The organism is Cnuibacter physcomitrellae (assembly GCF_014640535.1).
Taxonomy (GTDB): Bacteria; Actinomycetota; Actinomycetes; order Actinomycetales; family Microbacteriaceae; genus Cnuibacter; species Cnuibacter physcomitrellae.
The window spans coordinates 2,088,612-2,106,122 of sequence record NZ_BMHD01000001.1; the positions used below are offsets into that span (position 1 = coordinate 2,088,612).

General features: G+C 72.5%; 16 protein-coding genes. 4 read left to right on the top strand and 12 right to left on the bottom strand.

Features of this window, described 5'->3' with window-relative positions; translation table 11 throughout:
• The first annotated feature begins 11 nt into the window (after positions 1–11).
• Positions 12–626: a TetR/AcrR family transcriptional regulator gene (locus tag IEX69_RS09730; RefSeq protein ID WP_085020807.1), complete on the top strand. Its 615-nt coding sequence runs from the start codon at positions 12–14 to the stop codon at positions 624–626.
• A gap of 391 nt (positions 627–1,017) precedes the next feature.
• Here the strand turns inward: IEX69_RS09730 and IEX69_RS09735 are convergent, their stop codons facing one another.
• The 9 genes from IEX69_RS09735 to IEX69_RS09775 all read right to left on the bottom strand — a co-directional run bounded on the left by IEX69_RS09735 (position 1,018) and on the right by IEX69_RS09775 (position 12,679).
• Positions 1,018–1,941, bottom strand: coding sequence for an AEC family transporter (locus IEX69_RS09735; RefSeq protein ID WP_085020808.1), 924 nt, complete (start codon positions 1,939–1,941; stop codon positions 1,018–1,020).
• 13 nt (positions 1,942–1,954) lie between these two features.
• Positions 1,955–4,156 (bottom strand): acyltransferase family protein, encoded by a 2,202-nt coding sequence (locus tag IEX69_RS09740; RefSeq protein WP_085020809.1) that lies wholly within the window; start codon positions 4,154–4,156, stop codon positions 1,955–1,957.
• A gap of 281 nt (positions 4,157–4,437) precedes the next feature.
• Entirely contained in the window at positions 4,438–5,877 is a 1,440-nt protein-coding gene (locus IEX69_RS09745) for a sulfate/molybdate ABC transporter ATP-binding protein (RefSeq protein WP_229756297.1), read from the bottom strand.
• Entirely contained in the window at positions 5,823–6,083 is a 261-nt protein-coding gene (locus IEX69_RS09750; protein WP_174604518.1) for a hypothetical protein, read from the bottom strand. Before IEX69_RS09750 ends, IEX69_RS09745 begins: the two co-directional genes overlap by 55 nt.
• Positions 6,084–6,101: 18 nt before the next feature.
• Positions 6,102–6,974 (bottom strand): ABC transporter permease, encoded by an 873-nt coding sequence (locus IEX69_RS09755; protein ID WP_085020810.1) that lies wholly within the window; start codon positions 6,972–6,974, stop codon positions 6,102–6,104.
• A gap of 436 nt (positions 6,975–7,410) precedes the next feature.
• The gene (gene modA, locus IEX69_RS09760) at positions 7,411–8,211 is read right to left on the bottom strand and encodes a molybdate ABC transporter substrate-binding protein (RefSeq protein WP_085020811.1); all 801 of its coding nucleotides are present in this window, start codon (positions 8,209–8,211) and stop codon (positions 7,411–7,413) included.
• Positions 8,208–8,615, bottom strand: coding sequence for a TOBE domain-containing protein (locus IEX69_RS09765; RefSeq protein WP_085020812.1), 408 nt, complete (start codon positions 8,613–8,615; stop codon positions 8,208–8,210). Before IEX69_RS09765 ends, modA begins: the two co-directional genes overlap by 4 nt.
• Before the next feature lie 477 nt (positions 8,616–9,092).
• A complete protein-coding gene (locus IEX69_RS09770; protein WP_085020813.1) occupies positions 9,093–10,925 on the bottom strand; it encodes a carboxypeptidase-like regulatory domain-containing protein in 1,833 nt (610 codons plus the stop codon).
• A complete protein-coding gene (locus tag IEX69_RS09775; protein WP_157127297.1) occupies positions 10,922–12,679 on the bottom strand; it encodes a hypothetical protein in 1,758 nt (585 codons plus the stop codon). The genes IEX69_RS09770 and IEX69_RS09775 overlap by 4 nt, the downstream gene beginning before the upstream one ends.
• Before the next feature lie 123 nt (positions 12,680–12,802).
• Between IEX69_RS09775 and IEX69_RS09780 the strand changes: the two genes are divergently transcribed.
• Together IEX69_RS09780 and IEX69_RS09785 are read left to right on the top strand one after the other, a co-directional pair.
• Positions 12,803–13,414, top strand: a complete 612-nt coding sequence (locus IEX69_RS09780; RefSeq protein WP_085020815.1) for a TetR/AcrR family transcriptional regulator — start codon at positions 12,803–12,805, stop codon at positions 13,412–13,414.
• 104 nt (positions 13,415–13,518) lie between these two features.
• Positions 13,519–15,219, top strand: a complete 1,701-nt coding sequence (locus tag IEX69_RS09785; protein WP_085020816.1) for an MDR family MFS transporter — start codon at positions 13,519–13,521, stop codon at positions 15,217–15,219.
• Positions 15,220–15,412: 193 nt separating this feature from the next.
• Here IEX69_RS09785 and IEX69_RS09790 read toward each other — a convergent pair whose 3' ends face one another.
• Positions 15,413–15,772, bottom strand: coding sequence for a VOC family protein (locus IEX69_RS09790; protein WP_085020817.1), 360 nt, complete (start codon positions 15,770–15,772; stop codon positions 15,413–15,415).
• 94 nt (positions 15,773–15,866) lie between these two features.
• On the opposite strand from IEX69_RS09790, the gene IEX69_RS09795 reads away from it, so the two are divergent.
• A complete protein-coding gene (locus IEX69_RS09795; RefSeq protein WP_229756298.1) occupies positions 15,867–16,805 on the top strand; it encodes an aldose 1-epimerase family protein in 939 nt (312 codons plus the stop codon).
• Between the two features lie 38 nt (positions 16,806–16,843).
• Here the strand turns inward: IEX69_RS09795 and IEX69_RS09800 are convergent, their stop codons facing one another.
• Both IEX69_RS09800 and IEX69_RS09805 read right to left on the bottom strand, forming a co-directional pair.
• A complete protein-coding gene (locus IEX69_RS09800; protein WP_085020818.1) occupies positions 16,844–17,245 on the bottom strand; it encodes a PIN domain-containing protein in 402 nt (133 codons plus the stop codon).
• Positions 17,242–17,466, bottom strand: a complete 225-nt coding sequence (locus IEX69_RS09805) for a type II toxin-antitoxin system VapB family antitoxin (protein ID WP_157127298.1) — start codon at positions 17,464–17,466, stop codon at positions 17,242–17,244. Before IEX69_RS09805 ends, IEX69_RS09800 begins: the two co-directional genes overlap by 4 nt.
• Between the last annotated feature and the right edge of the window lie 45 nt (positions 17,467–17,511).

The window sequence follows — 17,511 nt, forward strand, 5'->3', positions numbered from 1 at the left end:
AGCCTGCGGGCATGGAGAAGCGGACCGCGCTCCCCCTGCAACGAGCGCAGGAGGTGTCCCGACCCGAGCGGTCGGACGCGGCACGCAACCGGGAGAGCCTGCTCGAGACCGCGCGCCGGATCATCGCCGCCGAGGGCGTCGACGCCCTCACGATGGACCGGCTCGCCGCCGACTCGGGGCTGGGCAAGGGCACGGTGTTCCGTCGCTTCGAGTCGAAGGCGGGACTGTTCACCGCGCTGCTCGACTCGACCGAGAAGGAGTTCCAGCGCCGCTACATCTTCGGCCCGCCGCCTCTCGGACCCGGCTCGCCGCCCGTCGAGAGGCTCGTCGCATACGGGCGCGAGCGCATCCGGGTGTTCGACACCCAGAGCGACCTGCTGCGCGAGGCCGACGCACCCGCCGCCGCGTTCGACCCGGCCGCCTCGGGCGCCGGCACCGCATCGGAGGCGCACATCGCGATGCTGCTGCGCCAGTCCGGCGCCGACCTCGACGTGCCCGTCACCGCGTTCATGCTCCTCGCCGCCCTCCGCGCCGTGATGGTCCTCCCCCGCGACGCGCGCCAGCGCATCGGCGTCGCCCGCCTCGCCGACGGCTGGGAGTCCCTCGTCCGCTCCCTCCTCCCCTGACCCCGTCCCGCCCCCGCGCGGATCTGGCACTAGTCGCGACTTCCCGCGCTCGGAGGTCACCACGAGTGTCATCTACGGAATTTCCATGGATGCCGAGGAGCCCACCTACCCACCCCGACCGCATCCACTCCACCAGCGTCCGGATCTGACACTCGTGGCGACTTCCCGAGCCCGAAGGTCACCACGAGTGTCATTTTCGGAGATTCCGTGGATGCCCGAGGCGCCCGCACACACCCATCCCCACCGCATCCGCTCCGCCCACCGCACGGATCTGACACTCGTGGCGGGTTCCCGCGGCCGGAGGTCACCACAACTGTCACTTCCGAGAATCCATCGACGGCCGAGGTGCCCGCGCACACCCATCCCCGCGACGCACCGGCGGGGGCGGGGCTCAGTGGGCGAGGAGGACGGAGGCGAGGAGGAGCACCGGGACGGCGGCGATCGTCGTCACCAGCACGGTGTCGCGGGCGAGCACGACGCCGGTCTGGTACCGGGCCGCGTAGTTGTAGATGTTCTGCGCCGTCGGCAGCGAGGCGAGCGCCACGACCGCGAACAGATCCGGGCCCGACAGCCCGATCAGCAGCGCCCCGGCGAGATAGGCCACGATCGGCATGACCAGCGACTTGAACGCGGAGGCGACGATCACCGCCACCCGGTCCGGGCCGGGTTGGAGCGGCCGCCGCCCCACCAGCGACATCCCGAAGCCGAGCAGCACCAGGGGGACGGCGGACCCGCCGATGAGCAGGAGCGGCTGCAGCAGGATGTCGGGCACGGTCCAGCCGAAGAGGCTCACGACGAGGCCGCTGAGCGAGGCGATGATGATCGGGTTCCGCACCGGCTGCGTGAGGACGGAGCGCAGGGAGACCTCCCCGCGCGAGGTGATGTCGAGGACGGTGAGGATGATGGGCGCCATCACGACGAGCTGGAGCAGGATGATCGGCACGACGAGGCTCGGCTGTCCGAGCACGTAGGTGGCGACCGGGAGGCCGATGTTGTTCGCGTTGACGTAGGCGGAGGCGCCGGTGCCGACGGCGGTCACCCCCACCCCGCGGCGGAAGAACACCACGGACACCACCACGTACAGCGCCCCCGTCACCACCACGGCGATGACCGAGGCGAGGAGGGCGGGGGAGAACACCTCAGACGGATGCGATCGGCTCACCACCGTGAACAGCAGCGCCGGCGTCGAGACGAAGAACGCGAGCCGGTTGAGGACGGGCAGGGCGTTGTCGGGCAGCACCCTGAGCCGGGCGACACCGTATCCGATCGCGATGACGATCCCGATGATGCCGAATCCGGTGAGGACCCCCAGCATGCGGTGCCGGCGCCTAGCGCGCCACGGCAGCGGCCATGGCCGAGGCCAGGAAGGGCTGCAGCGTGAGCGCGAACGTCTTCGTGAGGTGGTCGGGATCGCGGTACACGTTCGCGCCGCCGATCACCGCCTGGCACTCCTCGGCCGTGCAGTAGGTGTCGCTGAAGTCGAGGAGCGTCACATCCGACCCCGACCCCGCGAGTGCCCGGGCCGCCGAGGCGACGGGGTCGAACGAGGCCAGCCCCTCGGACCGCGGCTCGACGCAGTCGGCGGGCGACGAGGTGCGGAGGCACTTGTTCGGGTCGTCCTCCCAGGCCGGGTTGTCGACCACGGTGACGATCGGGGTGCCCGCCGCCAGCACGGGAGCCCAGGCCTCCTCGAAGCCCTTTTGAGCTGCGGCCTCGGCGGAGTCGGATCCCTCGATCGAGCGGTCGACGAGCGCCGCGGTGAACACCGCGTCGAAGGGAGCGTGCGCGGCGAGGTCGGCGGTGAGGGACTCGCGCCAGGTGTCGCAGGAGCGGGTGAAGGCGTCGTCGCCGGGCAGCGGATCGGTCGACCATGCGCATCCGCCCTTGAGGTACGTGGTCAGTCGCCAGCCGTGCTGCTCGGCCATGCGGATGAACGGGTCGATGAGCGCGTACGCGTGGCTGTCGCCGATGAGCGCGATCTGCGGGGCGTTCGGGTCGTCGACGGCTCCGAAGGTGCAGTCGCGGACGGTCGAGTCGTTGAGGGTCGAGAGGCAGTCGGAGTTCGACGGGCGATCGGCGTTGCCGAAGCCGGGGCTCGGGACGATCTCGTCGGCGAGCGCCGGGTTGTCGCAGCGGGGGTCGATCGGGGCGAGCCCGTTCGTCGGGCCGGAGGCGGCGCCGAAGCACTCGGGCGGATCCGCCACGGTCTGCTGCAGGGTCGCGGCCTCGGCGTCGTACTTCGGCTGCTGCACGGCCAGCGTCGTGCCGATGAAGAGGCTCGACACGGCCATCGCCCCGACGACCCAGAGCATGGTACGGCGCGGACGCGCCTCCGCGAGGAACCGCCAACGTCGGGCCGGATCCTCCACGAAGCGCTTCGTGAGCCAGGCGAGAACGAAGCAGAACACGAACAGGGCGACCCGGTGCGCGGTCGAGAGCCCCCAGAACGGCACGTAGGGCGCGATGACGATGAGCGGCCAGTGCCACAGGTAGAGCGAGTACGAGATGTCGCCGACGAAGGCGACCGGGCGGAAGCTCAGCACGCGGCCGGCGTCGTACCAGTGCTCGCGGTGATGGCTGACGATGATCGCCGCCGTGCCGAGCACGGGGAGCGCGGCCATGTACCCGGGGAACGGCGTCGCCGCGGTGAACAGGACGCCGCAGGCGAGCACGACGACGATGCCCGCGTACCCGAGCAGGTTCGACAGCCATGCCCGCGTGGGCCGCAGTCGCGGCAGCATCGCGAGCGCGGCGCCCACCGCGAACTCCCACAGCCGGGTGAAGGTGACGAAGTAGGCGGGGGCCGGGTCGGATGCGGTGAACAGCACCGAGAAGACGAAGCTCCCGACGCCCACGACGCCGAGCACGATGAACAGCGCCGGCCAGCGGCGGCGGTTCATGAAGCGCATGCCGACGACGCTCGCGCCGAGCAGCAGCAGCGGCCAGAACAGGTAGAACTGCTCCTCGAGCGACAGCGACCAGTAGTGCTGGACCAGGCTCGCCTCGTTGCTCGCGGCGAGGTAGTCGACGGAGTTCAGCGCGAGCGCCCAGTTCTCGACGTAGAACGTGGAGGCGAGGATCTCGCGCACGTTCTCGGTGAGGGCCGACAGCGGCATGATGAACAGCGTCGCCAGGCTGGAGAAGATGAGCACGAGGATCGCGGCCGGCAGGAGCCGCCGGGCGCGCTTGGCGTAGAAGCTCGGGAGCGCGATGCGGTCGGTGCGCTCGAGCTGGCGGACGAGCTGCCCCGTGATGAGGAAGCCCGAGATCACGAAGAACACGTCGACGCCGATGTAGCCGCCGGTGAGGCGCCCGGGCCAGAAGTGGTAGACGACGACCAGCAGCACCGCGATCGCGCGCAGGCCCTGGATGTGCGGCATGAAGTGCGGCGAGCGCGGCTTCACCGCCGCGTCGGGGACGGCCTCGCGTGCCGCCGCGGCGTCGGCGCGCGTCTGCGCGGCGGATGCGTCCCGTGCGGCTCGCGCGTCTCGGCGGGTGCGGGGCGCGGAGCTCGGGTCGGGACTCGTCATGGCCCCCTCATGCTACCGGCGCGCCACCGCCCGCCCTGGGAAGCACCCCCGCGCCCGCCCCTTCGGTTCGAGCGCTCACCTGCGATGGGGGCGTGTGCGATCGAGTGCTCGATCTTGGCGGTATCCCCGCGAAGCCAGCGCCAAAGATGAGCAGTGGATGCCCGGCCACGCGCGCGAGCGCGATCGAATGCTCAGTCTTGGCGGCACGGTGGGACGGGCGTCCGGCGGAAATGAGCACTCGACCCACGGGTGCCACGGGCGAGACGTGGCGGGACGGGGCGCTACGGGAGCGGGTAGGCGACGGCGGCGGCGGGGTCGTACTGCAGGCGGATGCGCGCATCCGGCAGGAGGTCGCGGTCGGCCACGACGGCGGGGGCGAGGTCGACGAAGAGGAGGTCGGTGCGCACGCGCACCAGGTCGCCCCGGGGCTCCAGGTCGCGGACGATCGCGTCCACCTGACCAGGGGCGGCGGGTTCGGCGTCGGTCACGATGCGGAGGGCGGCCGGGGGGATCGCGACGCCCACCCGCGCGCCGGGCGGGAGCGCCGTCGGGGCGACGGGGAGGCGGCGCCCGTCGGGAAGCTCCACCGCATCCGTCACCGCATCCGCCGACGCGGCCGCCCGGGAGGCGACCGGGAGGCGCCGTCCGTCGGAAAGCTCCACGGCACCCACCACTGCATCCGCCGGCCCGGCCTCGCCGGAGGCGACGGGGAGGCGCCGCCCGTCGGGAAGCTCCACGGCACCCACCACTGCATCCACCGGCCCGGCCTCGCCGGAGGCGACGGGGAGGCGCCGCCCGTCGGGAAGCTCCACTGCATCCGTCACCGCATCCTCCCGCCCGGCCGCGCGGGAGGCGACGGCGGTGCCGGTGACGAGGTTGAGGGAGGCGAGCTCGGCGGTGAAGGGATCGGTGGGCCGCTCGAGCACGGCGCGGGTGGGGCCTTCGGCACGGACGCGGCCGTCGGCGATGACGATCACGCGGTCGGCGAGCACGAGGGCGTCGAGCACGTCGTGGGTGACGATGACCGCGGTGCGGTCGGCGAGGACGTCCCTCAGCATCCGCCGCAGCGCGGGCCGGACGTGCACGTCGAGCGCCGCCATGGGCTCGTCGAGCAGCAGCAGGCGCGGCTCGGAGGCCAGGGCCCGGGCGAGGGCGATCCGCTGCGCCTGCCCTCCGGACAGCTGCGCCGGACGCCGCTCGGCGAGGGAGAGGGCGTCGACCTCGGCGAGCCACCGCTCCCCCGCGGCGCGGGCGGCGGCGCGCGATGCCCCGCGGCTGCGCGGCCCGAACTCGACGTTCTGGCGCGCGGTGAGGTGCGGGAAGAGCAGCGCCTGCTGCGCGAGCAGCGTCACCCCGCGTTCGTGCGGCGGGGTCCACGCGCGCCGTCCGACGGCGCCTGGGGCCGAGTGCCCCCGGGAAACGCGGTTGCCCGCCGCCGGCAGCCGCGCATCCTGGGTGTGCTCGGCGCCGTCCGCGGGGGCGCCGGGCGGCAGGTCGAAGAGGACGTCTCCGCCGAGGACGGCACGTCCCGACGTCGGGCGCACGAGCCCGGCGAGCAGGCCGAGCAGCGTCGATTTTCCCGCCCCGTTCGGGCCGAGCACGGCGACCGTCTCCCCGGGCGCGATCGAGAGGGATGCGGCGAAGTCGCGCTCGGCGACGGTCGCCTTCAGCTCCAGGGCCGGCGGCGGATGCGCGCCACCCGGCGGATGCGCACCAGGCAACGCCGCACGCGCACCAGACGACGGATGCTCACCAGGCGACGCCGCACGCGCACCAGGCGACGGATGCGCACCAGGCGGCGGCGGATACGCACCAGGCGACGGATGCGCACCAGGTGGCGACGGATGCGCGCTACCCGGCGGATGCGCACCAGGCGACGCCGCACGCGCACCAGGCGACAGATGCGCACCAGGCGACAGATGCTCACCGGGCGGCGGTGGCGTGCTCACTCGGCGTCACCTCCTCGCATCCGCCGGTCGACCCGCATCCGTCGGTCGACCCGCATCCGCCGGCCGACCCCCATCCACGGACCCGCGCCGACCTCCCCCGCGCCGTGCGCGATCGCGACGACCACGATCGCGACGACGACGAGGACAAGCGAGAGGGCCACCGCCGCGTCGGGGTCGGTCTCGCGCTGGAGGTAGATCTCGAGCGGGAGCGTGCGGGTGACGCCCTGGAGGCTCCCCGCGAACGTGAGCGTGGCGCCGAACTCGCCGAGAGCACGGGCGAAGGAGAGCACCGCGCCCGAGATCAGCGCGGGCAGCGCCAGCGGGAGGGTGATGCGGCGGAGCACCGTCGTCGGTCGGGCGCCGAGCGTCGCGCCGACCGCTTCGTAGCGGGAACCCGCGGTGCGCAGGGCTCCCTCGAGGCTCAGCACGAGGAACGGGAGCGCCACGAAGGTCTGCGCGAGGACCACCGCCGTGGTCGAGAAGGCGATGTCGACGCCGAGCACCTGGAAAGTGCCGCCGAGCAGCCCCCTCCGGCCGAACGCGGAGAGCAGCGCGAGGCCGCCGACCACGGGCGGCAGCACGAGCGGAAGCAGCACGAGGGCGCGCAGCACCTTCTGCCCCCGGAACGACGTGCGGGCGAGGACGAGCGCCATCGGCACTCCGAGCAGGATGCAGAAAGCGGTCGCGGCGAGCGACGTGCGCAGGCTCAGCCAGAGCGCGTCGAGCGACGAGGGGGATGTGACGAGCGGGACGAAGTGCGCCCAGTCCACCCGCGTGACCATCGCCACCAGCGGCAGCAGCACGAAGGCGGCGCCCACCCCCGCGACCACCATCACCCACCGCGGCACCCCTGCGCCCACGTCTCTCATCCGCCCGCCCTCCGCGTGCGGACCACGCTCCACGGACGGACCGCGCCGCACGGACGGACCGCGCCGCACGGCCGGACCTGGCCCCACGGACGGACCTGGCCCCACGGACGGACCTGGCCCCACGGACGGACCGGGCCCCACGGACGGATTGGGCCCCACGGGCGGACCGCCCTCCACGTGCAGACCGCGCCGCACGGCCGGAGGAAGTCCCCACGAGCGAGCGCACGGGCGGAGCGGGCGACCGTTGACGCCCGGGACCCGCCCACCCCCGGCTTTGTCCAGGTTTCCGTCGCGAATCCAGGAAAACGAGACGGAAACCCGGACAAACCCGCGGGCCATGGACGGACCGCGCTCCACCGGCGGAGGAACGTTCCCTGGGCCAGCGCACGCGCTGTCGCGAGCGCAGGGCGGACGGCGATGGACGGGCGGGGCATGCTCAGGGGGCGCCGAAGCCGGCGGCGGCGAGGACGGCGCGGCCGTCCGGTCCGGCGACGAAGTCGACGAACTCGCGCGCGGCGGCGGGGTTCGCGGAGGCGGACACGGGCGCGATCGGGTAGGTGTTGACCGCCTCGCTCGACTCGGGGAAGGGGATGCCGTCGACGGCGCCCCCTGCCGCGGCGACGTCGGTGACGTAGACGAGCCCCGCATCCGCCTCGCCCGAGGAGACCTTGCCGAGCACGTCGGTCACCGACGACTCCTCGCTCGCGGGCGTGAGGGTGACGCCGGTGGCCCGCTTGATCGCGGCGGTCGCCGATCCGCACGGCACCTGGGGCGCGCAGACGACGACCTTCAGGTCGGGCCGCGCGAGGTCGGCGAACGATCGCACCCCGCCGGGGTTGCCGGAGGGCACGGCGATCTCGAGCACGTTCGTGGCGACGTCGACGGGGGCATCGGGGGCGACGAGCCCCGCATCCGTCAGCTTCGTCATGTTCTTCTCGTCGGCCGAGGCGAAGACGTCGGCGGGGGCGCCCTCCGTGATCTGCGTGACCAGGTCGGACGATCCGGCGAAGGTGAGCTCGACGGTCACGCCGGGATGCGCCTCCTCGAACCGCTGCGCGAGATCGGTGAACGTCTGCTTCAGCGACGCGGCGGCGTAGACCGCGATCGAGCCCTCGAGTGCGGATGCGGATGGGTCCGCGCCGGGTGGGTTCGAGCTGCCGGCCGCCGGGGTGCCGGAGCATCCGGCGAGCAGGAGCGCGGCCGCGCCCAGCGCGAGGGCCGCGAGCCGCCGCCTCATTCGGAGACCCCGTGGGGCGTCTCGATCATCACGGTCGTGGCCTTCACGACGGCGACCGCGACCGATCCGGGCTCGAGCCCCAGCTCGCGCACCGCCTCGCTCGACATCAACGACACCACGCGATGCGGACCGCACTGCAGCTCCACCTGCGCCATGACGGTGTCCATGGTCACCGCGGTGACGAGTCCGACGAAGCGATTGCGCGCGGACCGGCCCACGTCCGACGGATCGGCGGGGAGCACGGCGTTCCGCCTCGCGAGCTCGGCGAGCTCGAGCCCGTCGACCACCGACCGCCCGGAGGCGTCCTTCGTGCTCGTGAGGAACCCGTTCTCGACGTAGCGGCGGACCGTGTCGTCGCTCACCCCGAGGAAGACCCCGGCATCCCGAATCCGTATCTGCGCCACAGCGACGAGTTTAGCGCCGCATCTGCGGGGGGAGCGTCGGCGCGGGGATGCACTCGCTCCGTCTAGATTGAGCACCCCGTGCGGGCGAGCACGAGCGCAGCACGCCGCACCCCGTCACCCTCAGCACCGATTCGGTCGAAGCGACGCCTTATCCGGCGAGCTCGAACGGAATCGGTGCGCTGGCGTCACACCGCGCGCGAGCGACGGCGGCGGCGGCGAGCACGAGCGCCAGCGCGCAACTCCAGCACTCCGCGCCCCGTCACCTCAGCACCGATTCCATCAAAGCGGCGCATTATTCGGCGAGCCAGGGCGGAATCGGTGCGCTAGCGACACACCATGCCCGAGCGGCGACGGCGACGGCGGCGTGCACGAGCGGCAGCCCTCAGCACCAGAACGCCGCGCCCCGTCACCTCAGCACCGATCCCGCCGAAGCGACGCCGTAGAGCGCGGCGGTTCGACGGGATCGGTGCGCTGGCGTCACGCCGCGCGCGAGCGGCGGCGGCGGAGCGTACCGCGGGCGGCGAGCGCAGCCCCGGCGAGGAGCAGCACGAGCGCGCCGGCGCCCGCCCCGAGCGGCGGGATGCCGCCCGTCGCGCCCACGCCCGTCGCGGCGAGCTGCGCGCCCGCGCCCGCGCCCGAGGCGCCCGACCCGGCGGCACCGCCCCCGGCGCCCGAACCACCCCCGCCGTTCGCGGCGACCACGGTGACGGGAGCCCACCCGACGAACTCCGCGATGCGGTCGAGCAGGGCCACGGAGTGCAGTCCCGCGCCGAGGTCGGCCGGCACCACGACGGTGGCGGTGCCCGACGCATCCGCCTGCACCCAGCCACCAGCGGTGGGCGATGAGAACCACCACGTGTAGTACCACTCGCCCGCCGAGAGCCCGGAGACGGTGGTCTCCGAGCCCGCCGTCGCCGTCGCGGGCGTGGTGATCGCGCCGCGGGAGGCGTCGGTGAGCTCGGTGGCGTCGACCACACGCGGTTCTGCGGCCGGGGCCACGGTCTGCTCGGTCCAGCCCTCGCTGCGATGCAGCACCAGGCCGATCGTCACCTTGCCCTCGAGCGAGGTGACGTCGACGGTCGCCGACCAGGTGCCGTCCTCGCCGCGCTCGAGGGCGCCGGTCAGCGCCTCCACGCCGACCTGGAAGTCGGACACGATGTAGTCGACGCCCACGAGGTCGTCGGCGCCCGGCACGGTGATCAGCAGCGGACCCTTGTCGAGCAGCAGGACGCCATCGGCGGTGCGGAGGGACGGCGTCGCCGTCGCCCCGCCCGGCAGCGGATCGCCGAGGGCGACGGGGACCGTCACCGCCTCGCCCGCGTCGACCGCGATCCCGCGCACCCAGAGCGGGGCGAACCGGTCGTCGTCGGGCAGCACCGACAGCTGCCAGTCGTCGGGCTCCAGCCCGTCGAAGGCGACCGCGCCCGCCTCGTCGGTCTCGCTCTGGATGCGCGTGACCCCGTCGGAGGAGCGGAGCGTGACCGGCATGTCGGCGATGGCGGCTCCCGCCGAGTCGCGGACGGCGACCTCGATGGACCCGGTCGGCCCAGCGTAGACGTCGACGATCTCCGGCTGGCCCGACTCGACGACGAACGACGCACCGCTGCGCGCGAAGCCGGCGAAGCCCCAGCCGTCGGCGTAGCGGTAGAGGGCGAGCTGATAGGACCCGGCGGCTCCCGGCAGGACGTAGCCGCCGTCATCCTGAGCCTCGACGGCGAAGTGCTCGCCGTCGAAGGGGTCGGCCGGCGGCTCTGCGCCCGCCTCGACCAGCGCGAGCGCGAACCGGCCGGTGGCGCCGGTGACGTTCCCCATCAGGGCGCCGGCGGCCTTCAACCGACCGTCGGCCTGCACGGTCGCGCCGTCGGCGACCGTGATCGGCACCGCCCCGGATGCGTGGACCGCGTCGAGGTAGAAGGCGGGCGGATAGCCGTAGGGTGCCTCGGCGTCCTGCACGAACGAGGGACGGAACTGCACGGTGTACGTGCCCGCCGCGACCGGGACGCTGTACCGACCTTGGGAGTCGGTGGTCACCGCGGTCACGATCGACCCGCTCTCCGCGGCGCGCACCACGACGTCGCCGGGGAGCGGTGTCTGCGCGAGCGCGGATGCCATCCGACCGCTGATGACCCCTCCGACGGGATCGGCGGACGCGGCGGTGGCGCCGACGGCAGCCCCGGAGAGCACCAGTCCCGTGGTCACCCCGAGCACGAGCAGGGCGCGCCGCCAGGCGGCTGCGGGCCTCCGGCGCACACGACCCGTCGGCGCGAGCGGCGAGCGCCGCGACGCCGGGGCCTGCCCTCGGGGGCTCATCGGCGGGCCTCGGAGCGCGTCGCACGGCGGCGCACCAGGACGACGACCGCTCCCGCGACCAGGAGCGCCAGCGCGATCCCGCCTGCGACGTAGGCCGCGGATCCGGTGGCGGCCAGCTGGACCGAACCGGCGCCCGACCCGCCACCCGAGGACGAGCCGCCGCCGCCGCCGCCACCGCCGCCACCGGCGGCGAGCACCGTGACCGGCGTCCACCCCGCGATCTGCCGCAGCTCGCTCACGAGCGCGACCGTGTGGTCACCCGCCGCGAGCGACGCGGGGACGACCGCAGTGAGCGTGCCCGACGCATCCGCCTGCATCCACCCGCCCGCGGTGGGCGAGGAGAACCACCAGGCGTAGTACCACCCGCCGGCCGACAGGCCGGAGATCGTGGTCGCGGTGCCCGCCGTCGCGGTCGACGGGGTCTGCACGTCACCGCGGTTGGCGGCGATGAGGTCGGTCTCGGCCACGGCGAGCGGGATGGCGACGGGCATGATGGTCTGCGCGGTGAGCCCGAGGTCGAACTCCTGGGTGAGGCCGATGCTCGTCTTGCCGACGGTGCCGCTGAGGTCGATGGTCGCGGTCCAGGTGCCGGACGCGTCCTGCGTGAAGTCGCCCGTGAGCGGAGCCGGGCCCTCGGTGTCGTCGGACACGATGTAGCTCACGCCCTCGAGGTCGATGGCGTCGGACACGGTCAGCGTGAGCGGGCCGCGGTCGACGAGGAGCACGCCGTCGGCGGTGCGCGTCGAGGGCGTGGCCGTGGCGCCCGGCGGAAGCGGATCGCCGACGGCGGACGTGATGTCGGAGGCCAGGCCTCCCGCGACGACGAGCCCGCGCACGAACAGCGGCGCGTAGGGCGTGTCGAGGTCGGAGAGCACCGACATGTCCCAGATGCCGGGCTGGAGGTGCGTGAAGACCGCGTGCCCGCTCGAGTCGGTCGTGACCTCTCGGCCCAGTCGACCGGAGCCCTGCTGGGTGCCGATCCACACGTCGACGTTCGCGTACGGGCTGCCGTCGGGCAGCTGGATGTAGGCGTCGAGCGAGCCGGACTGCTGCAGCGTGGCGTCGACGCCCGACACCAACCCGCCGCTCGTCACCTCGATCCGACCGAGGACGGCGAGCGGATAGGTGGCGTCGTGGGTCTCCGGGTCGGCGGCGTACACGACCGGGAAGTAGGTCCCGGGCGCGATCCGGTAGTCCCACGACTTGTCGCCGCCCGCGTACGCGAGCTGCGCGTCGACGCCGGGGTCGACGGGAGGCGTGCCCCCGGTCGAGAACAGGATCCAGTACTCGGGATCGGGACCGGCGACCGTGCCGCTCACCCTCCCGGCCGCGACCAGCGCGGAGTCGACGAAGAGCGTGTCGCTGTTCGGGTTGACGACGACCGCCTGAGCGTCGGCCGGGGTCTGGGCGTTCGGGAACCAGGCGCGGGCGAAGCCGTAGGGCGCCGCCTCGGTGACGTAGTCGCTCTCCGGGACGAACTGCACGAGGTAGCTGCCCGCGGGGACCGGGAGCTCGTAGCTCCCGTCCTGCTGCACGGCGGCGCTGCGGTAGCCGCCCGTCCCGTCGGCGAGCCTGGCCTGCACGATGCCGGGCACGGTGTCGCCGGATGCCGTCACCATCCGGCCCGAGATGGTGCCGCCGTCGACCGGGGCGGCGGTCGCGACGGAGGCGCTCCCCACCGCGAGCGCGACGCTCGCGATCACCGCGGCGACCGCCCCGGCCAGCCCTCTCCTCGCCATCGTGAGTCTGCGCACGTGCCCCACCCTTCGTCGTTCCGCTCGGAGGCTAGCAGCGGCCGACGTCATCACCGGGGCGGGGGTGAGATAGCCGCATCCGCCGGTTTGCACTATTCAGCGGAAAGTGTAAAGTTGCACTCGATGAACGAGAGTGCACTCACCCTGCGAGACGAGCGGAAGGCCACGACCTCCCGGCGCCTCAAGGAGGCTGCGCGCGCTCTCACGGCGGAGCGCGGGCTCTCGGGCTTCACCATCGAGGAGCTGTGCTCGGAGGTCGGAGTCTCCCGCCGCACCTTCTTCAACTACTTCGCCTCGAAGGAGAACGCCGTCATCGGCATCCCCATCGACAGCGATCGCGAGGCCATCGAGCAGGCCTTCGTCGAAGCCGGTCCCACCGGGCTCGACTCGATCCTCGACTACCTCCTCGAGCTGCAGATGGCACGCTGGGCCACCGTCGACCTCACCCACGACGACGTGCGCGACCTCTTCCAGGCCTTCGAGCGCGAGCCGAAGCTGCTGCAGGTCGCGCTCCGTCTCGCGGGCGAGGGCGAACGCGACGACATCGCCCTCGTCGAGCGGCGCGAGGCGCTGCCCGCGGGCGACGTCCGCGCCGCGACCGCCGTGCAGCTCTTCGGTGCGCTGCTCCGTGCGAGCGTCGAGGAGATGTTCCGGGCCCACGAGGGCAGCTCGCCCGACGACCTCCGTGCCCTGCTCCGCCGACGACTCGAGGTGGCGCGTCAGCTGCTCGCCTGACCGTCATCGCGGTGCCCGCCCACCGCATCCGCCCGTCTCACCGTTCCCCGCATCCCTCGCCCCCTCCCCCTCTTCTCCTCTCTTCTCCTCCCGAAACGGACACCATGACCGCCACCGCCCCGGCCCCGCTGCTCCTGACGAAGCGGCGCATCTGGATCATCTTCAGCGCCCTCATCGCGGGCATGCTCCTCTCCAGCCTCGACCAGACCATCGTGTCCACCGCGATGCCCACGATCGTCGGGCAGCTCGGCGGCGTCGAGAACCAGGTGTGGATCACCACCGCCTACCTCCTCGCCACCACGATCGTGATGCCCATCTACGGCAAGTTCGGCGACGTGCTCGGGCGCCGCAACCTCTTCCTCTTCGCCATCGCGCTGTTCACGCTGGCGTCGGTCGGATGCGCGTTCGCGAGCGACTTCTGGATGTTCGTCGTGTTCCGCGCCATCCAGGGCCTCGGCGGCGGGGGACTGATGATCCTGTCGCAGGCGATCATCGCCGACATCGTGCCCGCCAACGAGCGCGGCAAGTACCTCGGCCCGCTCGGCGGCATCTTCGGCCTCTCGGCCGTGGCCGGCCCCCTCCTCGGCGGCTTCTTCGTCGACCACCTCACCTGGCAGTGGGCGTTCTACATCAACATCCCGGTCGGGATCGCGGCGTTCGTCATCGCCCTGGTCGCGCTCACCCTGCCGACCAAGAAGGCCACGCAGCCGATCGACATCCTCGGCGTCCTGTTCCTCTCCGCCGCGACGACGTGCCTCATCTTCTTCACCGACTTCGGCGGCAGCAAGGATCACGGGTGGGGCGCCATCGAGACCTGGGCCTGGGGTGTCGGGCTCGTCGTCGCCGCCGCACTGTTCGTGTTCACGGAGGCGCGCGCCAAGGACCCGATCATCCCGCTCAGCCTGTTCAAGAACCCGATCTTCGTCAACGCGACCGCCATCGGGCTCACGCTCGGCATCGGGATGTTCGCCGCGATCGGTTTCATCCCCACGTTCCTGCAGATGTCGTCGGGCACGTCGGCCGCCGCGTCCGGTCTGCTGATGCTGCCGATGATGGTGGGCCTGCTCGGCACGTCGATCGCATCCGGCGTCATCATCACCCGGACCGGGAAGTACCGGCTCTTCCCCATCCTGGGAACGCTCATCACGGCGGGGGCGATGGTCGCGATGACCACGCTCGCGGCGACCACCCCGGTGTGGCTGATCTGCGTGTACCTGTTCTTCTTCGGTGCGGGCCTCGGCCTGATCATGCAGGTCGTCGTCCTCGTGGTGCAGAACGCCGTCCCCGCGGCGCAGATCGGCGTGGCGACGAGCTCGAACAACTACTTCCGCGAGGTGGGCGCCGCGCTCGGCACCGCGGTGTTCGGCACGATCTTCACCACCCGCCTCAGCGAGAACCTCACGAGCGTGTTCACCCAGGCCGGCGCCTCAGCCGCGGACGCGTCGCAGGCCACCGCGACCCTCGACCCGCAGGCGCTGAACCAGCTGCCCGAGGCCGTGCACCAGGGTGTGGTCGACGCCTACGCGGATGCGCTCGCCCCGGTGTTCTGGTACCTGCTGCCCTTCATCGCGGCTGCGTTCGTGCTGTCGCTGTTCCTCAAGCAGATCCCGCTGCAGGACGTGTCCGGGCTGGTGGCTCGCGGCGAGGCCATCGGCGGCGAGGAGGCGGAGCGCCTCGAGGCCGAGCAGCGCGCCGCTCGCCTCGGCGGAGCGGCCCCGGCCGCTGGGTCCGCAGCCCCGGCGGGGTCCGACGAGCCCGCCGTCCCGGCCGGGGAGCCGGCCCGCGAGCCCGCCGAGCGCGAGTAGCTGCCGCCTCGACACCGAATACGTGGAAGCCCCGCCGTATACGCGGGGCTTTCCCGTATTCGGTGTCGACGTGAAGCCCTCCCGGCCGCCTGCCGAGCGAGATGCCCGCCGTTCATCACGAGATACGCGCAAGCTCGACGAATACGGCGTCGCTTGCGCGTATCTCGTGATGAGCGACGCGCATCCGGCCCGTTCAGCCGCGGTGGGAGGCCACGTTGACGACCGTGCCGTCGGGGGCGCGCACGAAGAAGCGGCGGATGCCCCACGGCTCGTCGGTCATCGGATACACGATCTCGAGGCCGCGGCGCTGAGCGTCGGCGTACGCCTCCTCGACGTCCGACACCTCGACGCTGACGTCGACGTCGCGCACCTTGGCGTCCGCAGCGGTCGGATCCGCCACGATCACCTGGGTCGTCTCGACCTCCGGCGACCTCAGCATGAGGAACCCCGGTTCGTCCATCCCGGGCGTGAAGCCGAGGAAGCCGACCCAGAAGCCGCGGCTCTCGCCGAGGTCGTCCGTCCTCACCACGGGGATGGCCCTCCTGATGCTCATGGCGCGGACTCTACTCCGGGAGCCGCCCGCGCCGGTACGGTGGGAACGCGCCCGCTCCTCGCGCGGCGATCATCGCCTTCGAGGAGGACGTCCCGTGAGCACCGCACCCCGCCCCGTCTCGGGCACGCAGCACCGCCTCGAGTCGCACGGCTACGCGCTCGACATCGCGAGCATCGGGGCGACGGTGCGCCGCGTCACCCACGAGGGCCGCGATCTGGTCGTGCCGTTCGAGGCCGATGAGCTGCGTCCCGCCTACCGTGGGGCGGTGCTCGCGCCGTGGCCCAACCGCGTGGTCGACGGCCGCTATGACTGGTATGGGACGGAGCACCAGCTCCCCCTCACGGAGCCCACCCGCGGGCACGCCCTGCATGGCCTCGCCTCGTGGCTCGACTTCTCCGCCATGGAGGTCGCGCCCGACGCGCTCACCCTCACCGCCGTGGTCGAGCCGCAAGCGGGCTACCCTTTCCGCGTCGAGGTGGCGGTCCGCTACCGCCTCGACGCCGACGGACTACACACCACCGTCACGGGCACCAACCTCGGTACCGGTGTCGCACCGTTCGGCACCGGCCCGCATCCGTACCTCGTCGCCGGCGACAGCCCGCTCGACGAGTGGACCCTCTCCCTCCCCGCGGAGACCGTGTTCGAGGTCACGCCCGACCGCCTCGTTCCCGCCTACCTCGACGCAGTAGCGGAGGCGCGGGGCGGCGCGTTCGACTTCCGGTCCCCTCGTGTGATCGGCGCCACCGAGATCGATCATGCGTTCACCGACCTCGTCCGCGATGACGCGGGCCATACGACGGTGTCGGTGACGGATACGGACGGCCGCGGCGTCGCCATGACCTGGGGCATAGATTGTGCGTGGGTTCAGATCCACACCGCCGACCTGCTGCCCTCGCAGGGCCTCACCCGTCTCGGCCTCGCCGTGGAACCGATGACTTGCCCGCCCGACGCCTTCAACCTGCTCATCGATGTCATCGGCCTCGCCCCCGGCGAGTCCGGATCGGCCTCCTGGCGCCTCCACGCCCTCGGCTGAGCCAGCGCCCGGCCTGCCAGAGGGCCGACGTGGCCGGGCTACGCGACGTACTCCTCGCGAAGAGCACCTTCCATCGCGTCGGCGATGTGGATGAAGTCGCGGTCGCTGTGCAGCACGATGGCATCGTTCGCCACCGCGTACGCGGCGATCAGGCAGTCGAATGCGGCGGCGGCCCGCATCCGACCGGTCGTCCACAGGGCTCGCTGGATGTCGAGGGCCACCTCGGCGCTCGGGTGCACGGAGGCGGCGAGGAGCGCCGACATGTCGGCACGGAGGAGGTCGTACTCATCCGGTGTCCTCGCCGAGTGGCAGTACTCGAGAACCTGCGGCGGGCACGTGATGATCAGGTGCTGGGGCGACAGCTCGCGCAGCCGAGAAGCGATCCGCGGGTTGCGGCCCGCCTTCTGCCAGACGCTGTTGTCGACGAGGTAGACGCTCATCCCGCCCGGCGGTCGGTCGCGGCGGGCTCGACCGTCGGCGCATCGATCTGGTCGTCGTCGAAGCGACGACCGATGATCGTCTCGACGACCGCGGCCTGACGCCGTACGGCGATGAGCGTCTTCAGCGCGATGTCGACCGTCTCGCGATTGCTCGATGCGCCGAGCAGCCGTCGCGCGGTGCTCAGCTCGACGGGGTCGATGTCTATGGACGTCACTGCCACCTGTACTCCTCCCGCCTATATAAGACGCTATACAAGCGGGAGGAG

Excerpts from the sequence above, each read along its gene's own strand:
- IEX69_RS09730 (WP_085020807.1), top strand. The coding sequence starts at position 12 with ATGGAGAAGCGGACCGCGCTCCCCCTGCAACGAGCGCAGGAGGTGTCC.
- IEX69_RS09790 (WP_085020817.1), bottom strand. The coding sequence starts at position 15,772 with ATGAGCATCAGGAGGGCCATCCCCGTGGTGAGGACGGACGACCTCGGC.
- IEX69_RS09770 (WP_085020813.1), bottom strand. The coding sequence starts at position 10,925 with ATGAGCCCCCGAGGGCAGGCCCCGGCGTCGCGGCGCTCGCCGCTCGCG.
- modA (WP_085020811.1), bottom strand. The coding sequence starts at position 8,211 with ATGAGGCGGCGGCTCGCGGCCCTCGCGCTGGGCGCGGCCGCGCTCCTG.
- IEX69_RS09800 (WP_085020818.1), bottom strand. The coding sequence starts at position 17,245 with ATGAGCGTCTACCTCGTCGACAACAGCGTCTGGCAGAAGGCGGGCCGC.
- IEX69_RS09735 (WP_085020808.1), bottom strand. The coding sequence starts at position 1,941 with ATGCTGGGGGTCCTCACCGGATTCGGCATCATCGGGATCGTCATCGCG.
- IEX69_RS09785 (WP_085020816.1), top strand. The coding sequence starts at position 13,519 with ATGACCGCCACCGCCCCGGCCCCGCTGCTCCTGACGAAGCGGCGCATC.
- IEX69_RS09755 (WP_085020810.1), bottom strand. The coding sequence starts at position 6,974 with ATGAGAGACGTGGGCGCAGGGGTGCCGCGGTGGGTGATGGTGGTCGCG.
- IEX69_RS09740 (WP_085020809.1), bottom strand. The coding sequence starts at position 4,156 with ATGACGAGTCCCGACCCGAGCTCCGCGCCCCGCACCCGCCGAGACGCG.
- IEX69_RS09780 (WP_085020815.1), top strand. The coding sequence starts at position 12,803 with ATGAACGAGAGTGCACTCACCCTGCGAGACGAGCGGAAGGCCACGACC.